General features: G+C 42.4%; 20 protein-coding genes. 10 read left to right on the forward strand and 10 right to left on the reverse strand.

All coding sequences use genetic code 11. The annotated features are described in order from the left end of the window. A partial coding sequence (locus KDK67_RS03265; protein ID WP_250867407.1) for a DUF2149 domain-containing protein occupies window positions 1–351 on the forward strand: 351 nt, incomplete at its 5' end. A gap of 195 nt (window positions 352–546) precedes the next feature. Further along, a complete protein-coding gene (locus KDK67_RS03270; protein WP_338101228.1) occupies window positions 547–5103 on the forward strand; it encodes a cobaltochelatase subunit CobN in 4557 nt (1518 codons plus the stop codon). 503 nt (window positions 5104–5606) lie between these two features. Here KDK67_RS03270 and KDK67_RS03275 read toward each other — a convergent pair. The 5 genes from KDK67_RS03275 to KDK67_RS03295 all read right to left on the reverse strand — a co-directional run bounded on the left by KDK67_RS03275 (window position 5607) and on the right by KDK67_RS03295 (window position 9080). Then, window positions 5607–5804: a hypothetical protein gene (locus KDK67_RS03275; RefSeq protein WP_250867409.1), complete on the reverse strand. Its 198-nt coding sequence runs from the start codon at window positions 5802–5804 to the stop codon at window positions 5607–5609. Then, complete coding sequence (locus KDK67_RS03280) at window positions 5801–6166, reverse strand: DUF8136 domain-containing protein (protein ID WP_250867410.1); 366 nt, start codon at window positions 6164–6166, stop codon at window positions 5801–5803. Before KDK67_RS03280 ends, KDK67_RS03275 begins: the two co-directional genes overlap by 4 nt. A 376-nt stretch (window positions 6167–6542) precedes the next feature. Beyond that, window positions 6543–8732, reverse strand: coding sequence for a phage/plasmid primase, P4 family (locus tag KDK67_RS03285; protein ID WP_250867411.1), 2190 nt, complete (start codon window positions 8730–8732; stop codon window positions 6543–6545). Continuing rightward, window positions 8729–8902, reverse strand: a complete 174-nt coding sequence (locus KDK67_RS03290) for a hypothetical protein (RefSeq protein WP_250867412.1) — start codon at window positions 8900–8902, stop codon at window positions 8729–8731. Before KDK67_RS03290 ends, KDK67_RS03285 begins: the two co-directional genes overlap by 4 nt. Then, window positions 8895–9080 carry a hypothetical protein gene (locus KDK67_RS03295; RefSeq protein WP_250867413.1) on the reverse strand — a complete coding sequence of 62 codons (186 nt, stop codon included), beginning with the start codon at window positions 9078–9080 and terminating at the stop codon, window positions 8895–8897. The genes KDK67_RS03290 and KDK67_RS03295 overlap by 8 nt, the downstream gene beginning before the upstream one ends. A gap of 73 nt (window positions 9081–9153) precedes the next feature. On the opposite strand from KDK67_RS03295, the gene KDK67_RS03300 reads away from it, so the two are divergent. Next, entirely contained in the window at window positions 9154–9642 is a 489-nt protein-coding gene (locus KDK67_RS03300) for a hypothetical protein (RefSeq protein WP_250867414.1), read from the forward strand. 9 nt (window positions 9643–9651) lie between these two features. Here KDK67_RS03300 and KDK67_RS03305 read toward each other — a convergent pair whose 3' ends face one another. After that, entirely contained in the window at window positions 9652–10851 is a 1200-nt protein-coding gene (locus KDK67_RS03305; protein WP_250867415.1) for a tyrosine-type recombinase/integrase, read from the reverse strand. Window positions 10852–11016: 165 nt separating this feature from the next. Here KDK67_RS03305 and KDK67_RS03310 point away from each other — a divergent pair, with 165 nt between their 5' ends. From KDK67_RS03310 to KDK67_RS03330, 5 genes are all read left to right on the forward strand, one after another. Next, a complete protein-coding gene (locus KDK67_RS03310; protein WP_250867416.1) occupies window positions 11017–11427 on the forward strand; it encodes a threonyl-tRNA synthetase editing domain-containing protein in 411 nt (136 codons plus the stop codon). 216 nt (window positions 11428–11643) lie between these two features. Beyond that, window positions 11644–12276: a hypothetical protein gene (locus KDK67_RS03315; protein ID WP_250867417.1), complete on the forward strand. Its 633-nt coding sequence runs from the start codon at window positions 11644–11646 to the stop codon at window positions 12274–12276. A 9-nt stretch (window positions 12277–12285) separates the two neighbouring features. Next, window positions 12286–12984, forward strand: a complete 699-nt coding sequence (locus KDK67_RS03320) for a tetratricopeptide repeat protein (RefSeq protein WP_250867418.1) — start codon at window positions 12286–12288, stop codon at window positions 12982–12984. 310 nt (window positions 12985–13294) lie between these two features. Continuing rightward, the gene (locus KDK67_RS03325) at window positions 13295–13645 is read left to right on the forward strand and encodes a cohesin domain-containing protein (RefSeq protein ID WP_250867419.1); all 351 of its coding nucleotides are present in this window, start codon (window positions 13295–13297) and stop codon (window positions 13643–13645) included. 14 nt (window positions 13646–13659) lie between these two features. Next, window positions 13660–14520 (forward strand): PGF-pre-PGF domain-containing protein, encoded by an 861-nt coding sequence (locus KDK67_RS03330; RefSeq protein WP_250867420.1) that lies wholly within the window; start codon window positions 13660–13662, stop codon window positions 14518–14520. A 25-nt stretch (window positions 14521–14545) separates the two neighbouring features. Here the strand turns inward: KDK67_RS03330 and KDK67_RS03335 are convergent, their stop codons facing one another. Then, the gene (locus KDK67_RS03335) at window positions 14546–15541 is read right to left on the reverse strand and encodes an MraY family glycosyltransferase (RefSeq protein ID WP_250867421.1); all 996 of its coding nucleotides are present in this window, start codon (window positions 15539–15541) and stop codon (window positions 14546–14548) included. A gap of 174 nt (window positions 15542–15715) precedes the next feature. Between KDK67_RS03335 and KDK67_RS03340 the strand changes: the two genes are divergently transcribed. Further along, window positions 15716–16198 (forward strand): VanZ family protein, encoded by a 483-nt coding sequence (locus tag KDK67_RS03340; protein ID WP_250867422.1) that lies wholly within the window; start codon window positions 15716–15718, stop codon window positions 16196–16198. Between the two features lie 28 nt (window positions 16199–16226). Here KDK67_RS03340 and KDK67_RS03345 read toward each other — a convergent pair whose 3' ends face one another. Genes KDK67_RS03345 through KDK67_RS03355 form a run of 3 tightly spaced genes read right to left on the reverse strand, consistent with a single transcriptional unit; the run spans window position 16227 to window position 18927 of the window. Next, entirely contained in the window at window positions 16227–17162 is a 936-nt protein-coding gene (locus KDK67_RS03345; protein WP_250867423.1) for a UDP-N-acetylglucosamine 3-dehydrogenase, read from the reverse strand. Then, complete coding sequence (locus KDK67_RS03350; RefSeq protein ID WP_250867424.1) at window positions 17162–18241, reverse strand: DegT/DnrJ/EryC1/StrS family aminotransferase; 1080 nt, start codon at window positions 18239–18241, stop codon at window positions 17162–17164. Before KDK67_RS03350 ends, KDK67_RS03345 begins: the two co-directional genes overlap by 1 nt. A gap of 20 nt (window positions 18242–18261) precedes the next feature. After that, window positions 18262–18927, reverse strand: a complete 666-nt coding sequence (locus KDK67_RS03355) for an acyltransferase (RefSeq protein ID WP_250867425.1) — start codon at window positions 18925–18927, stop codon at window positions 18262–18264. Between the two features lie 141 nt (window positions 18928–19068). Here KDK67_RS03355 and KDK67_RS03360 point away from each other — a divergent pair, with 141 nt between their 5' ends. After that, complete coding sequence (locus tag KDK67_RS03360; protein ID WP_250867426.1) at window positions 19069–20340, forward strand: adenylosuccinate synthase; 1272 nt, start codon at window positions 19069–19071, stop codon at window positions 20338–20340. Window positions 20341–20413 lie beyond the last annotated feature (73 nt).

Genomic DNA, 20413 nt, shown 5'->3' on the forward strand with positions numbered 1-20413 from the left:
AAACGCTATCATAGGCCTGGCATCCTCTATGAGGAAGAAGACCAGAACCCTCTGACCGGGGTTGCGAATCTATTCGATATCGCCATGGTGTTCTCAGTAGCACTTATGATAGCTCTTGTCATGTCTTTCCAGCTCCCTGAGCTTCTAAGTCCTACGGCAGATATCACGATCGTTAAAAATCCGGGTCAGCCCGATATGAAGATAATCGTCAAGGAAGGTCAGAATATCGAAGTACTGAATATGACCGATCAGATCGGCGGTGGTACCGGTGAGGCTCTTGGTACTGCTTATCAGCTGGGTGATGGAAGGGTCGTCTATGTTCCGGATTCGGGTAATGAAACAGGTGGTTGATCCTTTCAAGAGAGTGTGGAATGACCAATAAGAAAATAGAATGAAAATGTGTGGATGATGAATTTTTGAGACATCCCGGAAAAGCCTCCAAGCAAATTGCCGGGATGTCTTACACATTATCGAGGTGATAATATGCGTAATTTAAAACATCAATTATTACTATTAAGTGTTTTGATTTTACTGGCGTTTTCGCCAGTGGTATCGGCAGAAGAAAACCAAACGAATGTAATGTTTGTGCTGGGCACGGATGTGAATGAAGCATCATTAACAACTATGTCTTCGCACTCCAACATCACATCCAACCTGACCGTAACGATCGTCAACAGTACAGAAACTGTTCCGGCAGGATTCAATTTCTCGAACTATGCGGTCATATTCATCGAATCGCAGTCAGAGAGCGTTGTCAATGATTGGCAGGCGAACTTAACGTCTAACTTAACCACCGCCAAGGATAGTGGCAGTCAGGTGATAGGATACAATCTGCCCTCTAACATCACCGTGGCCAATGTAGACCTGTACTCAGATGATTGCACCGACATCGAGCGCTACTGGATACAGGGCGGCGACACCAACATGGAATCCATGCTCAAATTCATGGGACAGGAGTTCTGCGATGCATGGGCGAACGAGACAATTCCAGAACCTGTAGTCCTGCGTCCAAAGATCAATATAACTTACATTATGAATTATCATACTGACAACTATTATCTTTTCAAAGTTTTAGGCGAGAGAAACATAATCACGGATCGGTTCAATGTCACCGTGATGGATGGCTATGAAGCTGCTGCAAACCTGACTGACGTCTCCGATCAGGATTTCATCATGCTGGGCATGATCAGCAACCAGCTTCCAGAGTTCAAGGACGCACTTCTTGCTGCAAAGGATAATGGCACACAGATCGGTATTATTCCCATGCCCGATCCGTGGAATGTCAGCACCATCAACATGGATGATTTGCCACACAGTACCATGAAAGAATATCATGTCAACAGTGGGTACACGAACATGGAGAACTGGATCCGCTGTATCGGAGCAACTCTTGAAGATGCCTACATCGAGTATTCTCCTGCCGTATCCCCGGCAATCCCTGATCACGGCATATATCATCCGGATGCTTTCCCTAGGATATTCGAGAATAGTACAGAATATCTTGAGTGGTATGCTGGTAACGGGTATAATGCATCTGCACCCACAATCGGCATAATTGCCAGTTATAAGATTGCGAAGGAAAAAATTTATTTTGCTACAGATGATGCAATTATAAGGAACCTGGAATCAAAAGGCTATAATGTAATCTATGCCACCAGTAAAGTATGTAGTGATGATGTTGAATATTTCACCGAAAACGGAACCGTGCTCGTGGATTCCATAATTTCTCTGAAAAGTTTCTATTTGAACAATAAAAATCAAGAACTGGGCGTGGAGTATCTGAAGAGTTACGATGTTCCGGTCATCAAGGCTGTGCAGGATGGGTTACAGACACCTGATGAGTACAATGCCAGTGCACGTGGTTTAAATCCATCGACCATTCCTCACTATGTGTCCTCGCCTGAGATCGATGGCTGCATCGATTACATATGGGTGGCAGGTAAGGTCATAAATCCAAATAATTCCAAGCAGACTTACTATGAACCACTGATGTCCCAGGTGGACTGGTTATGCGACAGGGCAATTTCGTGGGCGAATCTTGGGAGAGCCAATAATGCTGACAAGAAGGTTAGTATTATATATTACAATCACGAAGGCGGCAAGAGCGACATTGGTGCAACTGGCCTTGATGTGTCTTCCAGTTTCACATTATTGCTTGAGCAGATGCAAGCTGAGGGATATGATATTGGAAATGGCACAATTCCAAATGGCAGCGAGTTTATCGACCTGTTCATCGAGAGCAGGAACGTTGGTTCATGGGCGCCAGGTGAGCTTGAGAAAGTTGTAAACTCGGGTAAGGTCACTCTCGTACCTGTAGATGAGTATCTTTCCTGGTACAACAATCTGCCAGATACAGTGCGTGCTGAAGTTGAAGCTACATGGGGCGAGGCACCTGGAGATATTATGGTATATAAAGGAGATTTCGTGATTCCAACAGTACAGTTTGGAAATATCAATTTTATGCCCCAACCAACCAAAGCCTGGCTCTCTAATGAATCGCTTATATATCACGACAAATCAATACCACCGACACACCAGTATATGGCTGCATATTTCTGGATCAACAACGTCTACGATGCCGATGCCATAATTCACTTCGGGACACATGGCACACAGGAATGGTTGCCTGGGAAAGAGGTTGGGCTCTGGAGATATGATTATCCATCCATCATGGTGGCAGATACGCCCGTGGTATATCCCTACATCATGGACAATGTGGGTGAAGGTACTCAGGCCAAACGCCGAGGCAATGCAGTGATCATAGACTATCTGATCCCATCGATGACAGAGGCAGACCTATATGGAGAGCTGGCTACCATTCACGAGAAGATACATAGTTATGAGGATGCAACAAGTCTCAATGATACTGCAATGATGGGACACTATCGCAACAGTACCATCCAGCTTTACGAGAACCTCTCGATGGAACATGATCTTGATGTGACGCCCGATGAACTAAGAGCAATGACAGAAGATGATTATGCGAACTTCGTTTCAAACACTCTCCACCTCCATCTGCATAAATTACAAGGTGCGCTCATGCCTTATGGTCTCCATACATTTGGTGTCGCACCCCAGGATGAGAAACTGGTCTGTATGGTCAAATCGATGCTTCGCAGCGATTTCATTGATCATATCGTAAATGTGATCCCAAAAGTTACCGGAGATGAGGAGGACTGGAGAAATACGGCAAGTGCTTATGCAACCGAGCTTCTGAATGCTACATTGCTCAATGGAACGAATGTTTCAACTGCCCAGTTAACTGTGCTGAACTTAACCGACTCGAACATCACGGCAGATCTGAATCTGGCACTGAATTATTCCATTGCTCTGAACCAGACCACTCGTGAGATCAGCGAGACGTTGCATGCCCTCAATGCAGGATATATTGAGCCAGGTATGGGAAACGGTCCAATCAGGAATCCTGATGCTCTGCCAACGGGTAGGAACTTCTACAGTTTCGACCAGCGCAAGTTCCCTGATGTGGAAACTACAGCTATGGGTACGATCCTTGCAAATCAACTGGTGCAACAGTATTATACGACACACAACGAGACTTATCCAAACAAGGTGGCTTATGTTCTGTGGTCTATGGAAACAATGCGTCATCATGGACTCATGGAAGCCCAGATACATTCTCTGCTTGGTGTCGAACCCGTACGATACAGGGGTAGGGTCACAGGTTTTGAGGTAATTCCGCTGGAGGACATGAACCACCCCAGAATCGATGTGGTCATCACATCTTCCGGACTGTACAGGGATACATTCCCGTATCAGCTTGAGCTGATCGACGAGGCGGTCCGAACGGTTGCAGCGCTCAACGAGACCAATGAAACGAACTATGTCAGGTGGAACTCCCTGATAATGGAAGATGCACTCATCGCCAGTGGATACAACAATACTACAGCAGAGGCGATCGCACGGTCCAGGATATTCGCGCCAGCCCCGGGTACATACGGTCCCGGAGTTTCGCGCCCGGTGGTCGCGAGTGATACATGGGACAGCGAGGATGAAATTGCGGACCTGTATCTATCATGGATGTCCAATATCTATGGACAGGACATGTGGGGCGATAATTACAAGGATGTGTTCAGGATGAACCTGATAGATGTGGATGCAGCTGTACACAGTGATTCTTCGAACCTGTTTGGAATCTTTGATGGGGATTGTTTCTACGGATATTTAGGAGGGCTTGGACTCACCGTGAGATCACTGACAGGTGAAACTCCCGATATGTATGTATCCAGCCAGGAGAGTGTAGATAATCCCCAGATCATCACCCTGAATGAGGCGTGCAGGATAGAGTTGCGTTCACGGTTCTTCAATCCAAAATGGGTCTCAGGAATGATGGAACACGATTACGCCGGTGCCAGAATGTTCTCGAAGTACACCGAGAATATGTGGGGCTGGGAAGTTATGACCCCTGACATGATCAAAGATTCTGACTGGGACGAGATATACGACATCTACGTCACTGACAAGTATGATCTTGGCATGGATGACTTCTTCGATGATCACAACGCGTATGCATACCAGTCCCTGACCGCACGAATGATCGAAACAGAAAGGAAAGACCACTGGGATGCCTCGGACGAGGTTATCCAGAACCTGGTGAGGGAATATGTTGAATCCGTGGTCGAGAACGGCGTAACATGCTGTCACCACACCTGCGGTAACCCGCTACTTGACAGTTACATACAGGGTGTTATGTCAGTCCCAGGTGTTGTATCACAGGAAACTGCAGAAGAGTACAAGAGACTGATGCAGGAAGCCACACAGAGGGAGACTCCATCATCTGAATCCAGTACTCGTAGTAGTAGTAGTAGTAGCAGTTCTTCATCTGCTTCGATCGTCGAATCCACAAGCAACCAGACAATGGTAAATGATGGAGGGTATGGAACTACAACCGACCAGCCAACAGAGTCTTCTCAGCAAAACACACCAGACAACTACGTTGAAGGGTATGAAATGACAAAAGAATCCACAACAAGTGATTCAGCCTCGTCGTCTACATCCTTCTCCGGTGCTGATATTTTAGGCAGCGTGTTGGTCATATTAGCCGTTGGTGCCATAACTATCGGATTCAGGAGACGAAGGATCTAACATCAATTTAGTAGCACTTCGATAATGTTGTCGAAGTGTCTTTTTATTTTTTTAATTTGGTTATCGATTCTCAATACTTGGTTATCTGCATGCCATAAACAGTATAAAGGGAATCTTGGGCTTTTGACGTTTTTGCTTATAGCCGATGGTTAGATTAACAATTTTTAATGTGCATGGGGCGGCTGCTTCAGTCATTCTGGTAAACGTATTATCAGTGTTATGTCTTATTCACTTCCCCGGAAAGAACCACTTGTAAGTACCCCATGAAACTCCCCAAATTCTCCCACCTCACTATCTCACAGCAACTGCTTATGGTGAGAGTTTGGTTTTTGGTGGTACCAACTGAATATTGTTTCAGCAGTTCAAAAAATATCCACAAACATGGAACATTTTCTTCACCCGATTCTTTATATTAGATGCGAACATCAAAAAGTTTTTTACTCTTAATGCTGTTGATTAATGCTATTATGGTAACGAATCCCACTGCATCAAGAATATATGGTTTAATCGTTCTTAACTCCCGAAATCTTAATTACCAGCACATCTGCATTGGGTTCATGTTTCTCAATTTCTGCAATCTGCAGCATGGCTTCCTCTTCTTCTGGGGTACCTTCTATAAATATGAAATAATAGGACTTAGGTGGACCTTTTATACTTTCCTCCAGCAGCTTGAGCTTGTGTTCAAGTGCTATAAAACTCATCTGTTGGCCTCACATGCAGCTTCAAGGCTTGCTATCCTTAACTTCATCTCTTCGAGCTCACTGTCTCTCAAAATTGCGTTGTGAGTTTGCATTGCAGCTATAAGGACACGGAGATATTGTAGTTTGGTACTATCTCCTTCTCTTTCCCGGAAACGTTCCACAGCAAGCCGTGTTTGCAGACCTCGGATTGTTTCAGAAGAAACATTAAGTAAATCTTCACGTCCCATTTTTTCTCTAGAAGGAAGCGCTATAGTTTCTTTTTTGACCATATTAAGCCTCCTTAAAGCTTGTTTTTGGTTGTGATTGGTCCTTATCTGCATGCCATCCAGAACTCCTATTGTAGTACTTACGATAACATTCATCGCACCTCCACTCCACACCATAACTATCCACAATTGATTGACTTCTAGCCTGACCACCACATGCCACACAAAGAGGAATATGTAGTGAGTTAATTGGATTTAGTTTCTTCAGAGGTGTGCTGACTGCATTGAGATCTTGTTTTTTGCCTTGCTCTGTACGATCATTCAATATATCCGTCCGAGAATCACAATTTAACCTGGACGGCATTTCACAAGCTGTTGATATTTGTTTTAACTCATCCGTCCAGGTGTACAGGGTATTTTCACAATTGTTTTGTAATACCCTATTATCCACATCATCAACATCCGTCTTTGTTGATTTATCATACAGTTGTCTTTTCGACATGGACACCTGGACGAATTGTATATTTGATGACTACTGATCTCGGTTATCTTCGTCCATGTTAACCTCACCATCGTGGACAGATTCCCCTTTGATTGTAACATTCTCCCAGCACCTTAGTCGATCCCCAGTGGACTGCCTTTTATCAGCATATCCAAGTTTCTTCATTCGTTTACCGAACATGCCCTCACTGATTGTTGCAACATCATGTTCTTTACACCATTTGCTGAAATGTCCGTACATAACCATTTTCGGTGTGGGTTCCTCGGAGTAAATCAACCACTCATCAGCAAATGCTGCAACAGGATCACTTTTGATTATGTATTCACGTTTGACCTCTTCTGTTGATCTGCTGTATGAGAACTGATTGTTCTTCCTCAGTCTCCTTAGTCCACTAACTGCAATATTGAAGAACCCGGACAACTCCTCGGGAGTGGTTAACTTTCCAATCAGTGACCTGTCCTCCTTTGTGCCTTCAAATTTGTTAGGGAAGCTAATTAATATCCATCTCCTGAAATATGCATGACCTCCATTAGGCACGGCAGGAAGCTGATTTGCACTGAACATTAATTTAGCAGTATTATTGAAATAAAATACATCTTTGTACTTCTTCTCCCCACGCAGACGATCTCCACCAGTGATTGACTTAAAGATACTGTTCTGATAAATAGTCGTATTAGCAAGATCTGGAAACACGTTAACTAGCTTTCCGTATAAGTTTGCTACAGAATAATTATCATTCTCAAGTCTGTGCAATGACTCACCACTTATATTATTTTCACCAACAAAAGTTGTGATGAGTTCGAGTAACGTACTTTTACCATTTGCACCATCACCATATAGCATAACCGACTTCTGAAAGCTTGTCTCGGTTGTTAACATATATCCTGCCCATTCCTCAAGTACAGGAATGTCTTCCGGAAGCATTACCTCACCCAAGAACTTAGTGATTTCAGGGCAATCTGCATTAGGACTGTATATTACAGGAATCTGAACAAGGCAAATAATATCAGGAGCATGAGGTTCAAGTACATCATCCTGAATATTATATATTCCATTCAAGACATTGATACGATTAATATCGTTGTTTACAGAATCCCTATCAACGTATGTGGCAATCTTGATGTAATTAATAACCTCATCAATGTGATGTCTCCGAGAATGGTCGCCCAGTTCACTTTGAACAAGATATGCTATTAGTTGTTCGCCATTTGGCTTGTATATACCTTCAGCGTACTGATATATTTCACCAGTATCTCGAAACGTGATGAAATGACAGCTATTCATTATGCTTTCACTTATTTTTTGGACCAGCAGCTTCCCATTATTGGACAAGTATTTGCTCTTACCCAGTGCCTGCTCTTTGTTACCAATATTTTCAAGTGCCTTTCTTATTGTACGTTGTTTATAATCTGGTCTATCCCACTTCTCACGAAAGAGGCCTGAACGTTTGAATATGCGATCAATCTGATCAAAATCACGTGTGTGCTTTGCGAGGATATCACATAGAGCTAAATCTGCAGCACTATCATCGTCTCCGTAGTCATCAGTGGCCCCATCAAAAAGCTTCCTGAACTTTTGACTCTTAAAGGAATGTCTGCAAATTTGTATAAGCTCCTCATCGCCATACTTTAAACAATCTGGTTCGGTGTGATCAAATCCCATCTCCTCTTTGACTTGAGTCTGCACATCAATTTTGTCATAGATGGCCTGTAAAGATTCAGATGATGGAGCATTGATCGCCTCCGGTGATCCATTGATGGGCACTCCGGTCATTGTGAAATATCTGTCCTTATCGTAAATCTCCCGGCAACCTTTACGATTACGCTTGCCTGGAACTGTGCCTCGTATGATTGCATGCGCACCTTTCCCACTGGGGGAAAGTTCAGCGTATGAGTTCAGGCTTTTTATCTCAGCTAGTATCTCCTGATCAAACTCTCCCGTCTGTGGGTCCCTTACATCATCCCAGTCAATTCCACAGAAAGAATCGGAATCCGAAAAGACAAAACCTACTCCATCATAGTGGCCATTTTCTGTAAACTTTTTTGCGGCTTCATCAAATGAGCACCACGTCTGAGGGGTTGTAGAACTTGCTTTGTTGCCCATCTTGGCATCATACGGTATTTTTGTTTGCCTACCGTCTTTTACTTCGGACCTCCACACGACCCACTGACTCAGCTTTTTGAGTTCATTGGGAATAGCATCAACATTGAACTTGATCATTTTGAAAGCACCCCTTCATCATTGGCCAATTCAAACACTGCATTCACAAGTGCACGGTCAACTGGACTACCGAATTTGCTCAGATACTCAAGAGTGTCCTTACGTTCCCTGATGAAGTCACAAGCCCAAAGATGTAAGAAATCGGTACTCTGCCCGGTTAATTCATTCATCAATATCCCCCTTGTGGACAGCTATACCATTGTTCGAGTAGTACCTTTCTTCCAATATCTTTTGAAGAAACCGACTTCGTGGAATGAGGCCACGTTCCTCATCAAGCTCTGTTAAAACTTCAGTATTTATTGATATGCCAGTATATGTTATTCCTGTCATAGTTGTTACATCTGTCATTGGTAACGTTAAAGGTTTGGAGTTAGCAAATGTATTTAAGTTAATACTTACAAACTAATTATCGTGATTAAAAATGGATAAAGAAAGGAAGGGTTCAAAAAAATTGTTAGCAGATTCACAGAAAGAGTACTTAAAAAGCTACAAAAATGTGCGGGAACAAGCTGGGTGGAAAGCAGACAGTCAAAAACTAGGATCTTTGCGTCAGAATAACAAAACAATCAGAGATAAGATGATTACAGCACTTGAGGATCTTACATTGTATGCACAATGTATGCCAGAAGACCAGCTAAAAAAGGTTTTCACTAGGGATAGTCTGACACCTTTCCTTACCGCGCTAACTGACCCCGAATATACTATCCCGGAAAAGGAAAAAGATAACAAAATAAAGAACCAACGAGTATTTGAGATATGTTACTTGATGGAAGAAATTGGGATTCAAAATGGATATGTCCAACTAAGTGATGATGTTCAAAAAATGTTTATGGATGCGTCTTCATACAAACACGCTGTTACGCCCGTTCGCTCCATCGGCCTATGGGAGTGTGGGAGAGTAAATAAATGAGTGCAGGTATTATGTGCCTGCATTCACTTTACTTAATGCCTCCATCAATACAGATGGATTCGCTCTGAGCTTTTCCAGTATTACAGTGATTGTTTCATCCACAGCCTCACCCTGCTCTTTTGATAACACCAGTCCACATTTCATGCAGTACTTAGCTTTAGGTGCGTTCATTTCGCTGCATCTGGGGCATTTTCCCGCCTTCATAGTGTCTATAGGTGTTTCTATATCCTCTATGCCGTTCATAGCCATTATAGCCTTATCAATATCCTTCCCTGACAAATGAACATATATGGCAGCCATGTCTGAACTTTGTGTCCATCCTAAATATGACTTCATCTGTTGTTCTGTTAGATGCTCTGCGATATGGGTAGCTCTCGCATGTCTAAAACCATGGATGTAAACTCTTTTCTTAATACCTGTGCGTTTCACGGTTTCATTTAAAAGATACCGTACTCCTAAATTCGTAAGGGGTGTTAATCTGTAATCTGTTGTTGGCCATAGTGCACCTTCTGGATCATCTTTTAATGGGTGTGATTCCATCCATTGCCGGAGATATGGTGCAAAATTAAAAAATAAAACTCTGCGTGGTCCTGTCTTGCCCTGTGGGAAGGTTGCAGCACACCCTCCATTATTCATAAATTCAATGTTCTTAACTTTCATTGAAAGCAATTCGCCTGATCTACATCCGGTTTCATATAACAAACCAAATAGAGCTTTGTCCCTTATGCTTCCTGCGTGGTCGATTATGGATAATACCTCATCTTTTGTTAGTATATCCTCTGGAAGCTTCTTGCCTTTAAGGTTCTTGCATTTGATCATATCGGCAATTTCAGTATCTCCCAAATACTTTAAAAAAGTTTTAGTGTGCCCTTTGATACTGTTTTTTGTAAAAGGTGATAATGGCTTGTCTTTGTTTCTGCCACTTCTTGCGGTCCACATTTCCAAAGTCGTTAACATAGATTCTATATCTTCAACTGTCGCATTTGAAAAAACAATATCTGTATTTTTTAATACATAGGTTAACGATCCTAAATATGTCAAACAGCTTTGTCTGCTCTTGCCTTCCCTTATTGCATTATTAATGAATTGATTTACCAACTCTATGTTTTTAGGGTTAATATTGCCTTCAACTGCTAATTTATCTAACTTCCTTTGTAGTTTCTCATCAAGGGTTAAAGCTTTCTTTGGATTGTTTGGGTTTCTGGGCATGATGACCACAAAATACTAATGATTTCAAATGATATAAATGTAATGTTTGTCGTAGTTAATTATACATTGCCGTTATGTATATGGGCAGAATCTACTAACATACTTTAAGAATTGTATGACGTTTCAGAAAAGTCTTGCCATGACGCTAACGGAGGATAAGGATCCATGAAAATGCTAATGTTCGATACGGAATATTTTTGGTTCGAGACCTTCAGCAAAACGCTTGATCATGTGGAGGATGTTCACAGGGATGAGAGGATAGAAGATACAGCAGTCGCTTTTATTCACGTTGAAGCGGAAGATGAGGAAAGAAAAGATAAAGTGGTAAAAAAAGCTGTGGCGAATCTGAAATGGTATCTTAACAAGGTTAACAAGGAAAGAATAGTCCTGCATTCATTTGCTCATCTTTCATCAAGCAAATCCTCTCCGGAACTGGCAATTGAAGTGATATCATCTGTCAGGGATAAGATGGAAGATAAAGGATTTGAAGTTCATACAACTGCTTTTGGGTATTTTTCAGAATTTTCGATCAGCGTTCGTGGTGAATCTCTGGCAAAAGTGTTCAAGGAGATTTGAACATAGGTAGGGTCTGCATTTTCACTTTTCATCCATTTTTTCCATATTCTATCTACCTGTAGCTCTCATGAAGGTCGGGTATCTTCAAATTCCTATCTTAATGTCTCATTTTTGCGAAAGATGCTACTCTCCTTTTTATTGAACAGTATATTTCGAATGATCAAGTTGGAGTAGAACATATACTATAATTAGCAAAAACAACATTCTCGAATATGTATGGGCGATGAGGGCGAACTTCCTGAAAGTGAGGGTTTTGAAGAGCTGATAAGGTATACTATTCCTGGATATGTACTGGGTCTTATTGCAGGTGTTTTCCTTGATATGCAGGGTTATCAGAGAAGTCCTATCGGGCAATGGTTGGTCAGGACCTTGTCAGGGGAAGGTGAAAGCATACTGGAAGGTATCTATTCAATTCGCCAGCGCTTTCTCGGTGGTTCGAGTACAATGGCGGAAGCCTACGGGTGGGGCAAGCTATTTGGGTTGGCAGTCCCCTGGATGATCGATCTCGCCAGCCGTCTTGCAGGTGTCAACGTATATGGCGTTGAGGGATTCTATATTCCTTACTTCTATGCACTTAGTGACCAGATGGGGGCCAACATTTCCGGGATGCTCTTTTTGAGGAGAAAAGAAGGTACCTGGCTTGGAGCGTTCAATAAATATATGCATCATCCGGTGATGGTCGCAAGTCTGGCAATAATAGTCATCGTGCCTTTCGGTCTTTTATTATTGCGCATATATGGTTTCAGCCCAACTACCCAAACATTTACTGCCCTTGAGACCATTGTTGCAAATCTATGCTGGATTCCACCGGTTGTGGGTTGGTATGTGCAGAGAATAAGAGGGATATGAGGACATTTCATGGCAAAAGATGATGTAAATAGTGCTGTCGAGAGGTACATTTCCTCCGGCAGATCTGAAATGGATGTTGAACGGAAAGAACATTATTTCAAGATGGCTCTGCAAATACAACCTAAGAATATCCGCGCATTGAACAACATGGGCCTGTTGTTGCAACAGAAAGGTGAGTTTCGGGAAGCTATCAGATATTATGAGATCATACTTGATCCCGGGATAGTGACAAAACCTTCTCCTATATACTACAATATTGCAGTATGCCTTAAGCGACTTGGTAATCTGGAAGGCGCAAAGACGTACATTAACAGGGCACTTGCAAAAAGGCCGGATGAAGAAATTTTCCTGGAATTAAAGGAAGAAATACTCGACCTTCTAAACGGCACTCCTTCGGCAGTACTGCCGCACCCTACTCCTAAAGCTTCGGATATAGGTGCTCCTTATGGGGAATGGGACCCTCCGGCGATAGCGACATTAGCAAGCCAATTATATTATTCCGGCTGGAACGACTACAAATATCATCGTGGGCTGGGTGAGACTGATCTTAATGAAAAGATCGTCCGTGACAAGCTTGCAAACCGTATCTATTGTTGTCAAACCTGTAAGTTCAATTCCGGGGGAACATGTCGGAAAAAAGGTAAAGTCGGCAAGAAGGTCCTTCTTGATTCGATATGTAAACATTTTTTCCCGCGAAAGACAGATTGAATTGTTGTGGGCTTATGATCTGTTGATCAGGGCTGAAGTTATATCAATTTCATAAATTTCAACAAATCAGGCGATTTATGGTAAAGCGTATGTATTATATCGCCTATCTATAATTTGTTGTTGGGAGAGATAGTTGAGCCCCTTCTTGAACCACAAAACAACACAAAATTTGTACCACCAACCAACATACTCCCCCTCTAACTCAAATATCTCTCTTATTCTTCTATCCCAAAAACTAAATATGTTATACGGTATAACTTTTCTTATATTCAAAAAATTGGTATTTCTTCCTTTATAGGTGGTGTTCGAAATGCATGATGTTTTAAAGTTTAGATCATCTGGTTATTTTTTCACATTGTTCCTGTTTGTACTCTTTGCCAGTATTTTAATTACTCCGGCCTCAGCGGAGAGCGTTGTAAGTATATCTCCTTCTGAACAGTCTATAGCTACTGGTTCAAATGTAACCGTGGTAGTGTATATTGAACCGGATACTCCTATATCAGGTGCTCAATTTGACCTTTCATTTGACAGTGACCTCCTTTCTGTGGTCTCTATCTCTGAAGGTGATGTTTTCACAAATGGTGCTTCTACAATTTTCAATGCGGGTACTATCGATAATTCGGAAGGGACCATTATGAACGTATTTAAAATTATCCTTTAGGCAAGATTGAGGTAATGGAGTCTGGAACACTTGCTACGATAGTCTTTGATACAAAAGGATCAGGTACTTCCTCTTTGCTGTTGAGCAATGTGGTGGTCAGCAATGTGGTGGTCAGCAATTCCAGTGCTGTTGCGGTTCCGATCTCAGTTGTTAATGGTATGGTCTCAATAATAGGTGAGTCTGCTCCGTCTGATGGTGAAATGTCCAATTCTGGATCTGGAGGAGGTGGAAGCAGTGGCGGCAGCGGTGCAACAGGGGAGGATTTTGGGAACATCGAGTTTAAAGATGTTGCTGAAAAAAATGTAAGGTCGGGTCAGGCTATCTCATATGATTTCGATTCTCCCGGAAACCCCATTGTAACTGTTAATTTTACCGCTCAAAAAAATTCAGGTGCTATCTCGACAACCATTGAAGTTCTGAAAAACACTTCTGCTCTGGTGAAAGATGCTCCAAATGGGCTTGTTTATAAGAATGTGAACATTTGGGTTGGTAATGCTGGTTTTGCGACACCGGAGAACATAGATCTTCCAGCAATCGGATTTAGGGTAAATTCCTCCTGGATGGAGATGAATGGTGTTGATAGTTCGGATATAAGATTGAATCGATACTCTGATAATAGTTGGTCCACTCTTGAAACAAAAGTGACAGAAGAAGGTGAGGAATATGTTTATTTCGAGTCGTTAACTCCAGGTTTTTCACCTTTTGCAATTAGTGCTCATCCTTCGGATGATATTTCTGGAAGTGAGATAGGTCCAAATGGATCTTCAAGTACCCCGGATGATCTGCCCGATGAGAAGGCACTTGCTCAGAATACATTGGCAATAAGTATCCTTTCTATATTTATTCTGGCAATAAGGCGTAGCAGGATCAATTAAAGTTAATGGTCCTGCTTTATATCCTTTAAATTTTTCCCGGAAGGAATATTCCTATCAGACAGAAAATTCCCGTAAGCATGTACATGGCATAGGTTGCCTGTTTTTCTGTAAGGTTGTAATAATATGGAAGCACCCATTTCAATGTATATGGATTTGGTACTTCAAGTATCCCATCACCACGGTCATGGCCGAATTTTGCGACTGGGAACTTTCGAACCCTCCAATAAACGTAGAGCAGGAAGTTCACTGTATGCGGGATAAGCATTATGAACCCACTTATGATGAATCCCTGTATCACTATCAATGCACCTATGGTTGCTCCTATTGTAAGTGAACCAACATTGCCCCAGAAGATCTGTGATGGGAACCTGTCATAAAGGAAATACCCAAGCAGTGCTCCTGTAATGGCAACTATTGTGAAGATATTCTCCACATCACCCAGCATTATGGATTTTATGATGAGGGATAAAAGAACTATTGCAGAAAGTCCGGATGCAAGTCCATTGTATCCGGAGTGCATATTCACAAGATTCGAGGCCACAAGTACGTATGTTGGAACAATGAACTGCAAATAAAGTATCCCAAGCTCTATGTGTCCGACACTTGGAAGCACAAGTGCTGTACTTGTGGCGTATTGGATAAGTGGGTAAGAGCAATAATACATCAAAAACAGCTTTGATACCCTTCCGATATCGATCATATCATCGAGTATTCCAAATATTCCAAAGAGGCAAATAACAATGAGGACGACGTAATTCGTGGTCGAGTACTTGAAGAACAGTGATGTGAAAGAGATCGAAAGAAGGGTGATAAGCAAAATAACGATACCACCACTTTCAGGAATTTTTACAACTCCTTTTTTGTAGTAGTCTCTTCCAAGAACCCCACTTTCAGTAAATTTCTTAATGAAATATGGCATTGAAATTGTAACTAATATAATTGGCAATAATAAATTACCTATGATCGCCAGATATTGTATCGTTGAAAGAGATGTGAAATTGAACATTTTTGGACCTGTCAATTTTTATTTATCCGGGTTGTTGCCTCAAAATCATATTGCATTTTAGTTAAAGTATTTGTATTATTTTTATAATGGTGCCTCTCAATTTATATATTTTTGTGAGTGTGTAGCTTGTAAGGGCAAAAGTTCATTTGTTGATAATAAGCTTTATTATTTTAATCGAAAGGTGCGAAAATGACCGATAGGCAGAAATTAATATTTCATATTTTTGTTGCACTTTCCTTATTCTACGCAGCTATTATATTCTATCTTTCAGCACAGTCCAGTATTGAGATACCTTCATCTTCACCAATTCCTTTTTATGATCAACTTATTGATTTTGTGATAAACAGTAATAATGCCTATTTGTTGGATATTGCATATTTTGTTGCTCATAATTTTGATAAATTTGCACACATGATCCTATATTTTGGATTCGGAATCCTCCTTCACCTTACATTCCGTCATTCCGATAATCTTACGCTTCGAAAATATGCTCCTGTCTTTGCTATCTTTATAGGGATAGCTTACGGAATTACGGATGAGCTCCATCAAATGTATGTTCCGGGTAGAACTTCAAGCTTTGATGATATTGTAGCGGATGGTATAGGTATAGCTCTGGCTCAGATAATTTTCTGGGTAGTTGTCTTCAAAAGTATTTTTTTCAGAAAAAAATGAAAAAGATGCAATATGATCGTCAATCCCTTCATTCGATCTTGACGATCTTGTTCGTATTATATGATTCTATAGCCGCTAAAGCGACATTCAATGCATGTTTTCCTTCAACACCTGATTCGATAGGTCTTTTGCCTGTTCGGATGCATTCTGTGAAATGTTCAAGCTCCTTTGCCAGAGGTTCACCTTTTTCTACCTTTGCATTCCTTATCCATTTAGCATCGTGTATCGTTACTGTCTGGTCTATGTAATCCAGATATCCGACACCATGCACGCCAATTACTTCCATATTCCTTACTTTATGTGGGGTCAGCCAGTTAGTGCTGGCAAGTCCTGCTCTGTCTTCCCCAAAACGAAGCATTATGGATGCATGGTCTTCCTGTGAATGTATGTCCTTCCCTGCAATGGCATAGACTTCCGACACATTGCTTGCGTACATGTAGGAGATCGCATCAATGTCATGTACACCAAGATCGAGAATTATGCCGACATCCCTTATCCTTGGGTTATATGGTCCTACCCTTCGTGTAGATATGGACACTATCTTCCCAAGAAGCCCGCTCTCGATGATCTCTTTCATTTTTGAAGTGGCGGGATTGAATCTCTCTATATGACCTACCATCAGGGTAAGGCCTGCTTTCTCCGCTGCTTCTATCATAATGTCAGCATTTTCAAGTGTGTCCGCGATTGGCTTTTCCACAAGTACGTTGGTATTTGAATTTATGGCATCGAGAGTAACTTTTTTATGAAGGGTTGTAGGTACAACGATACTTACGGCATCCAGCCCTTCTTCCAGCAGTTCGTTATAATCCGTAAATGCCTTGACGCCATATTGGCCTGCCAGTTCTTCCACTCTTTTCTGGTCGACATCTGAAATGCCTACAAGTTCAATGCCTTCCATTTCATTGTATATTCTGACATGGTGTTGCCCCATGGCACCTACGCCAATGACGCCTACGCGGAGCATTATAATTCAACTCCTCTTATGACTGCATCGATTATTTGTTGAATTTCATCTTCTGAAACTCCCGGATGCACTGGTAGGGAGAGCACTTCCTTTGATGCTTTCTCACATTCTGGAAGTTCGTCTTTATAACCTGCATCTTTGTAAATAGGCTGCATGTGTATGGGTATTGGATAATATACTCCAGTGCCTATTCCTGCCTGTCCCAGTTTTGTTAGTATTTCGTCCCTATCGTTCACACGTATGGTGTATTGATGGAACATGTGCTCGCATCCTTCTCTTACAACAGGTACGGTGATTCCGTCTGTATCTTCGAGTCCCTTTGAGAGCAAGGCTGCATTTCTCTGCCTTAGGGAATTGTACGAGGGTAATTTCTTAAGCTGTGTTAGCCCTATGGCAGCTCCAATATCTGTCATTCTCAGGTTGTAACCGACCATTTCGTGGAGATAGCGCTGCTGGGATCCATGGGCACGGATCATCTTTGCTTTTCTGGCAACCTCTTCATCATTGGTCGTCATCATCCCGCCTTCGCTGGTCGTCATGTTCTTGGTAGGGTAGAAGCTGAATCCTCCTGTTCCAAAAGAACCGACCTTCTTTCCGTGGTATGCTGCCCCATGTGCCTGACATGCGTCTTCGATGAGTATCAGGTCATGGTCTTCGGCGATTTCTGTAATGGCCTTCATCTCTGCGGGATGTCCATAGAGGTGGACTGGCATAATTGCTTTTGTATCATCGGTTATCTTTTCTTCGATAAGGCTGGGGTCGATATTGAACGTATTCGGTTCGATATCCGCAAATACGGGTTTTGCACCGGTGTACATTATCGAGTTTGCGGTGGCAATAAAGCTGAAAGAGGTTGTTATCACTTCATCCCCACTTCCGATCCCATGTGCAAGGAGGGCAGCATGAAGGGCAGCTGTGCCGGAATTGACAGCAACGGCATACTCTGTTCCAATATAGCTTGCAAATTCTTCCTCGAATTCTGCAACACGTTTACCTTCTGCGATCATTCCTGAGCGAAGCACTTTACACACGGCTTCTATTTCTTCTTCGCCGATATCTGGTTTTGCTATTGGGATCATTCTTAGCCTCATTGATGTAATTAGATTTTGTTCAACGTTTGCAGTTCTTCGTTCAGTTCTTTTATTTCAGCAGGGCAACCGATGGCCAGTTTCCATGCAGGTACATTCTTTGTTACCAATGCTCCACCTGCGACCATTGCTCCTTCTCCTATCTCCACTCCGGGGAGTATTGTGGCATTTGCACCTATGGATGCACCTTTTCTTATTATTGGTCCTTCGGGATGATATTCATTTCTGATGGGGTATTTGTCATTGGTCAGAACGGCGCAGGGTCCGATGAACACATTATCTTCTATTTTCACATGCGTGGGTATGTAGACATTACCCTGTATACTGACGTTGTCCCCTATTGTTACATTCCCGTCGATTATGACATTGGTTCCGATAAGTACGTTATCTCCAATGGTGGTGTTCTCACGTATCATACAGTTGTGGCCTGTCCTGAAATTGTCACCTGTTCTCACGTTGCTGAATATGGTTGTGTTTGGTCTTATGAACGAGTTCGAGCCAATTGTACAACCTGTATATTCTGCTTCTTCAGCTGTCATTCCTTTTTCCAGCAGTCCCGTGAGGATCGAATGTTCAGGATAGCCAAGGAGCACGTTCTCAAGGACTACTGAATAGTCACCTATGGAACTGATCCCAAGTATCTTTGCAGATGAATGAATGTTTGTACTTTTTCCCAATGTTACCACCTAATACGAGATCCCCTTTTGTTAGTTTATTATGTATGATCTATGCTAATATAGTATTTTTGTCGTAAATTAAATTTATCTGCAGATTATCAATCAAAACCTTATTAAAGCTAAACTGCAATTGCACCCACTATGTTTACGATTCTGACAGGGTCACAGTTCGGTGATGAAGGAAAAGGAAAGATCGTTGATCTGCTATCAAAAGACTACGATCTTGTTGTCAGGTTCCAGGGCGGGGATAATGCAGGCCACACGGTGGTCGTTGGGGATGATGTCTATAAGCTCCATCTGATCCCATCCGGTTTCCTGCTCGATTCAAGGGTTCTGATAGGTCCGGGAACTGTCCTTAATCCAGAGGTTTTGGCAGAAGAGATCGATATGCTTGAAAAGACAGGTGTTGAGGTATCTTCTGATAAATTGGGTATAGATGCTAAGACGAGTATCATTATGCCTTATCATGTTGAACTGGACGGCCTTCGTGAATCATCACGCAAAGAGATGATCGGTACTACTAAAAAGGGTATTGGCTTTGCTTATGTTGATAAGATCGCAAGGGATGAGATCCGAATGTCGGACCTTGTGAATTCTGAAAGGCTCATGAACAGGCTTACTGAGATGGCTGCATCCAAGGAGGCTGCTATCAGGGAACTTGGCGGCGATCCTTCAATAGTTACTGATACTGAATTGATGGACAAGTATGTGAAGCTTGGTCAGAGGCTTGCTCCGTATGTCACTGATGTTTCCTATGAGATAAATGAAGCTATCTCTGAAGGTAAGAATGTACTGGCCGAGGGTGCGCAGGGCACTTTCCTTGATGTTATTCACGGTACTCAGAAGTTCGTTACCTCTTCCAGCACTATTGCAGGTTCTGCATGTGCAAATCTTGGTGTCGGCCCGACAAAGGTCAATGAGGTTCTGGGAATTGTGAAAGCTTATATCACAAGGGTAGGCGAAGGGCCGTTACCTACTGAACTTCATGATGAGGCCGGAGCGCATCTTCATGATGTGGGGCACGAGTTCGGTACCACTACAGGCAGGTCCCGCAGATGCGGATGGTTCGACCTTCCGTTGCTCAAGAAAGCGATAAACCTGAACGGTTATACCAGTGTTGCATTGACTAAATTGGATGTGCTTTCAGATCTTGATGTCGTTAAGGTTTGTGTGGCATATGATCTCAATGGTGAAAGGCTGGACTATCCACCGGAAGATACTTCCCTTTTGAGCATGTGTAAGCCTATCTATGAAGACCTTGAAGGCTGGTCCGATGATCTTACGGGTGTGAAGAGCTATGAGGATGTTCCTCGGGCTGCCCGTGATTATGTGGAGAAGCTGGAGGGTATGATGGGAGTCCCTATCAAATATGTGTCCGTAGGACCTGGAAGGGCACAGACTTTCGAAAAATGAGGGTAGTTTCCCTTAATTTCTTTCTCGTATGAGATGAGGATATGGGACACTGCCGAAACACGTATATACTAAT

It is taken from the genome of Methanococcoides seepicolus, from assembly GCF_023684405.1.
GTDB lineage: Archaea > Halobacteriota > Methanosarcinia > Methanosarcinales > Methanosarcinaceae > Methanococcoides > Methanococcoides seepicolus.

What these genes read in the sequence shown, in the direction of transcription:
- KDK67_RS03275 (WP_250867409.1), bottom strand. Translation starts at nt 5,804, where the DNA reads ATGAGTTTTATAGCACTTGAACACAAGCTCAAGCTGCTGGAGGAAAGT.
- KDK67_RS03280 (WP_250867410.1), bottom strand. Translation starts at nt 6,166, where the DNA reads ATGAATGTTATCGTAAGTACTACAATAGGAGTTCTGGATGGCATGCAG.
- KDK67_RS03285 (WP_250867411.1), bottom strand. Translation starts at nt 8,732, where the DNA reads ATGATCAAGTTCAATGTTGATGCTATTCCCAATGAACTCAAAAAGCTG.
- KDK67_RS03290 (WP_250867412.1), bottom strand. Translation starts at nt 8,902, where the DNA reads ATGAATGAATTAACCGGGCAGAGTACCGATTTCTTACATCTTTGGGCT.
- KDK67_RS03295 (WP_250867413.1), bottom strand. Translation starts at nt 9,080, where the DNA reads ATGACAGATGTAACAACTATGACAGGAATAACATATACTGGCATATCA.
- KDK67_RS03300 (WP_250867414.1), top strand. Translation starts at nt 9,154, where the DNA reads ATGGATAAAGAAAGGAAGGGTTCAAAAAAATTGTTAGCAGATTCACAG.
- KDK67_RS03305 (WP_250867415.1), bottom strand. Translation starts at nt 10,851, where the DNA reads ATGCCCAGAAACCCAAACAATCCAAAGAAAGCTTTAACCCTTGATGAG.
- KDK67_RS03310 (WP_250867416.1), top strand. Translation starts at nt 11,017, where the DNA reads ATGAAAATGCTAATGTTCGATACGGAATATTTTTGGTTCGAGACCTTC.
- KDK67_RS03315 (WP_250867417.1), top strand. Translation starts at nt 11,644, where the DNA reads ATGGGCGATGAGGGCGAACTTCCTGAAAGTGAGGGTTTTGAAGAGCTG.
- KDK67_RS03320 (WP_250867418.1), top strand. Translation starts at nt 12,286, where the DNA reads ATGGCAAAAGATGATGTAAATAGTGCTGTCGAGAGGTACATTTCCTCC.
- KDK67_RS03325 (WP_250867419.1), top strand. Translation starts at nt 13,295, where the DNA reads ATGCATGATGTTTTAAAGTTTAGATCATCTGGTTATTTTTTCACATTG.
- KDK67_RS03330 (WP_250867420.1), top strand. Translation starts at nt 13,660, where the DNA reads ATGGAGTCTGGAACACTTGCTACGATAGTCTTTGATACAAAAGGATCA.
- KDK67_RS03340 (WP_250867422.1), top strand. Translation starts at nt 15,716, where the DNA reads ATGACCGATAGGCAGAAATTAATATTTCATATTTTTGTTGCACTTTCC.
- KDK67_RS03345 (WP_250867423.1), bottom strand. Translation starts at nt 17,162, where the DNA reads ATGCTCCGCGTAGGCGTCATTGGCGTAGGTGCCATGGGGCAACACCAT.
- KDK67_RS03350 (WP_250867424.1), bottom strand. Translation starts at nt 18,241, where the DNA reads ATGATCCCAATAGCAAAACCAGATATCGGCGAAGAAGAAATAGAAGCC.
- KDK67_RS03360 (WP_250867426.1), top strand. Translation starts at nt 19,069, where the DNA reads ATGTTTACGATTCTGACAGGGTCACAGTTCGGTGATGAAGGAAAAGGA.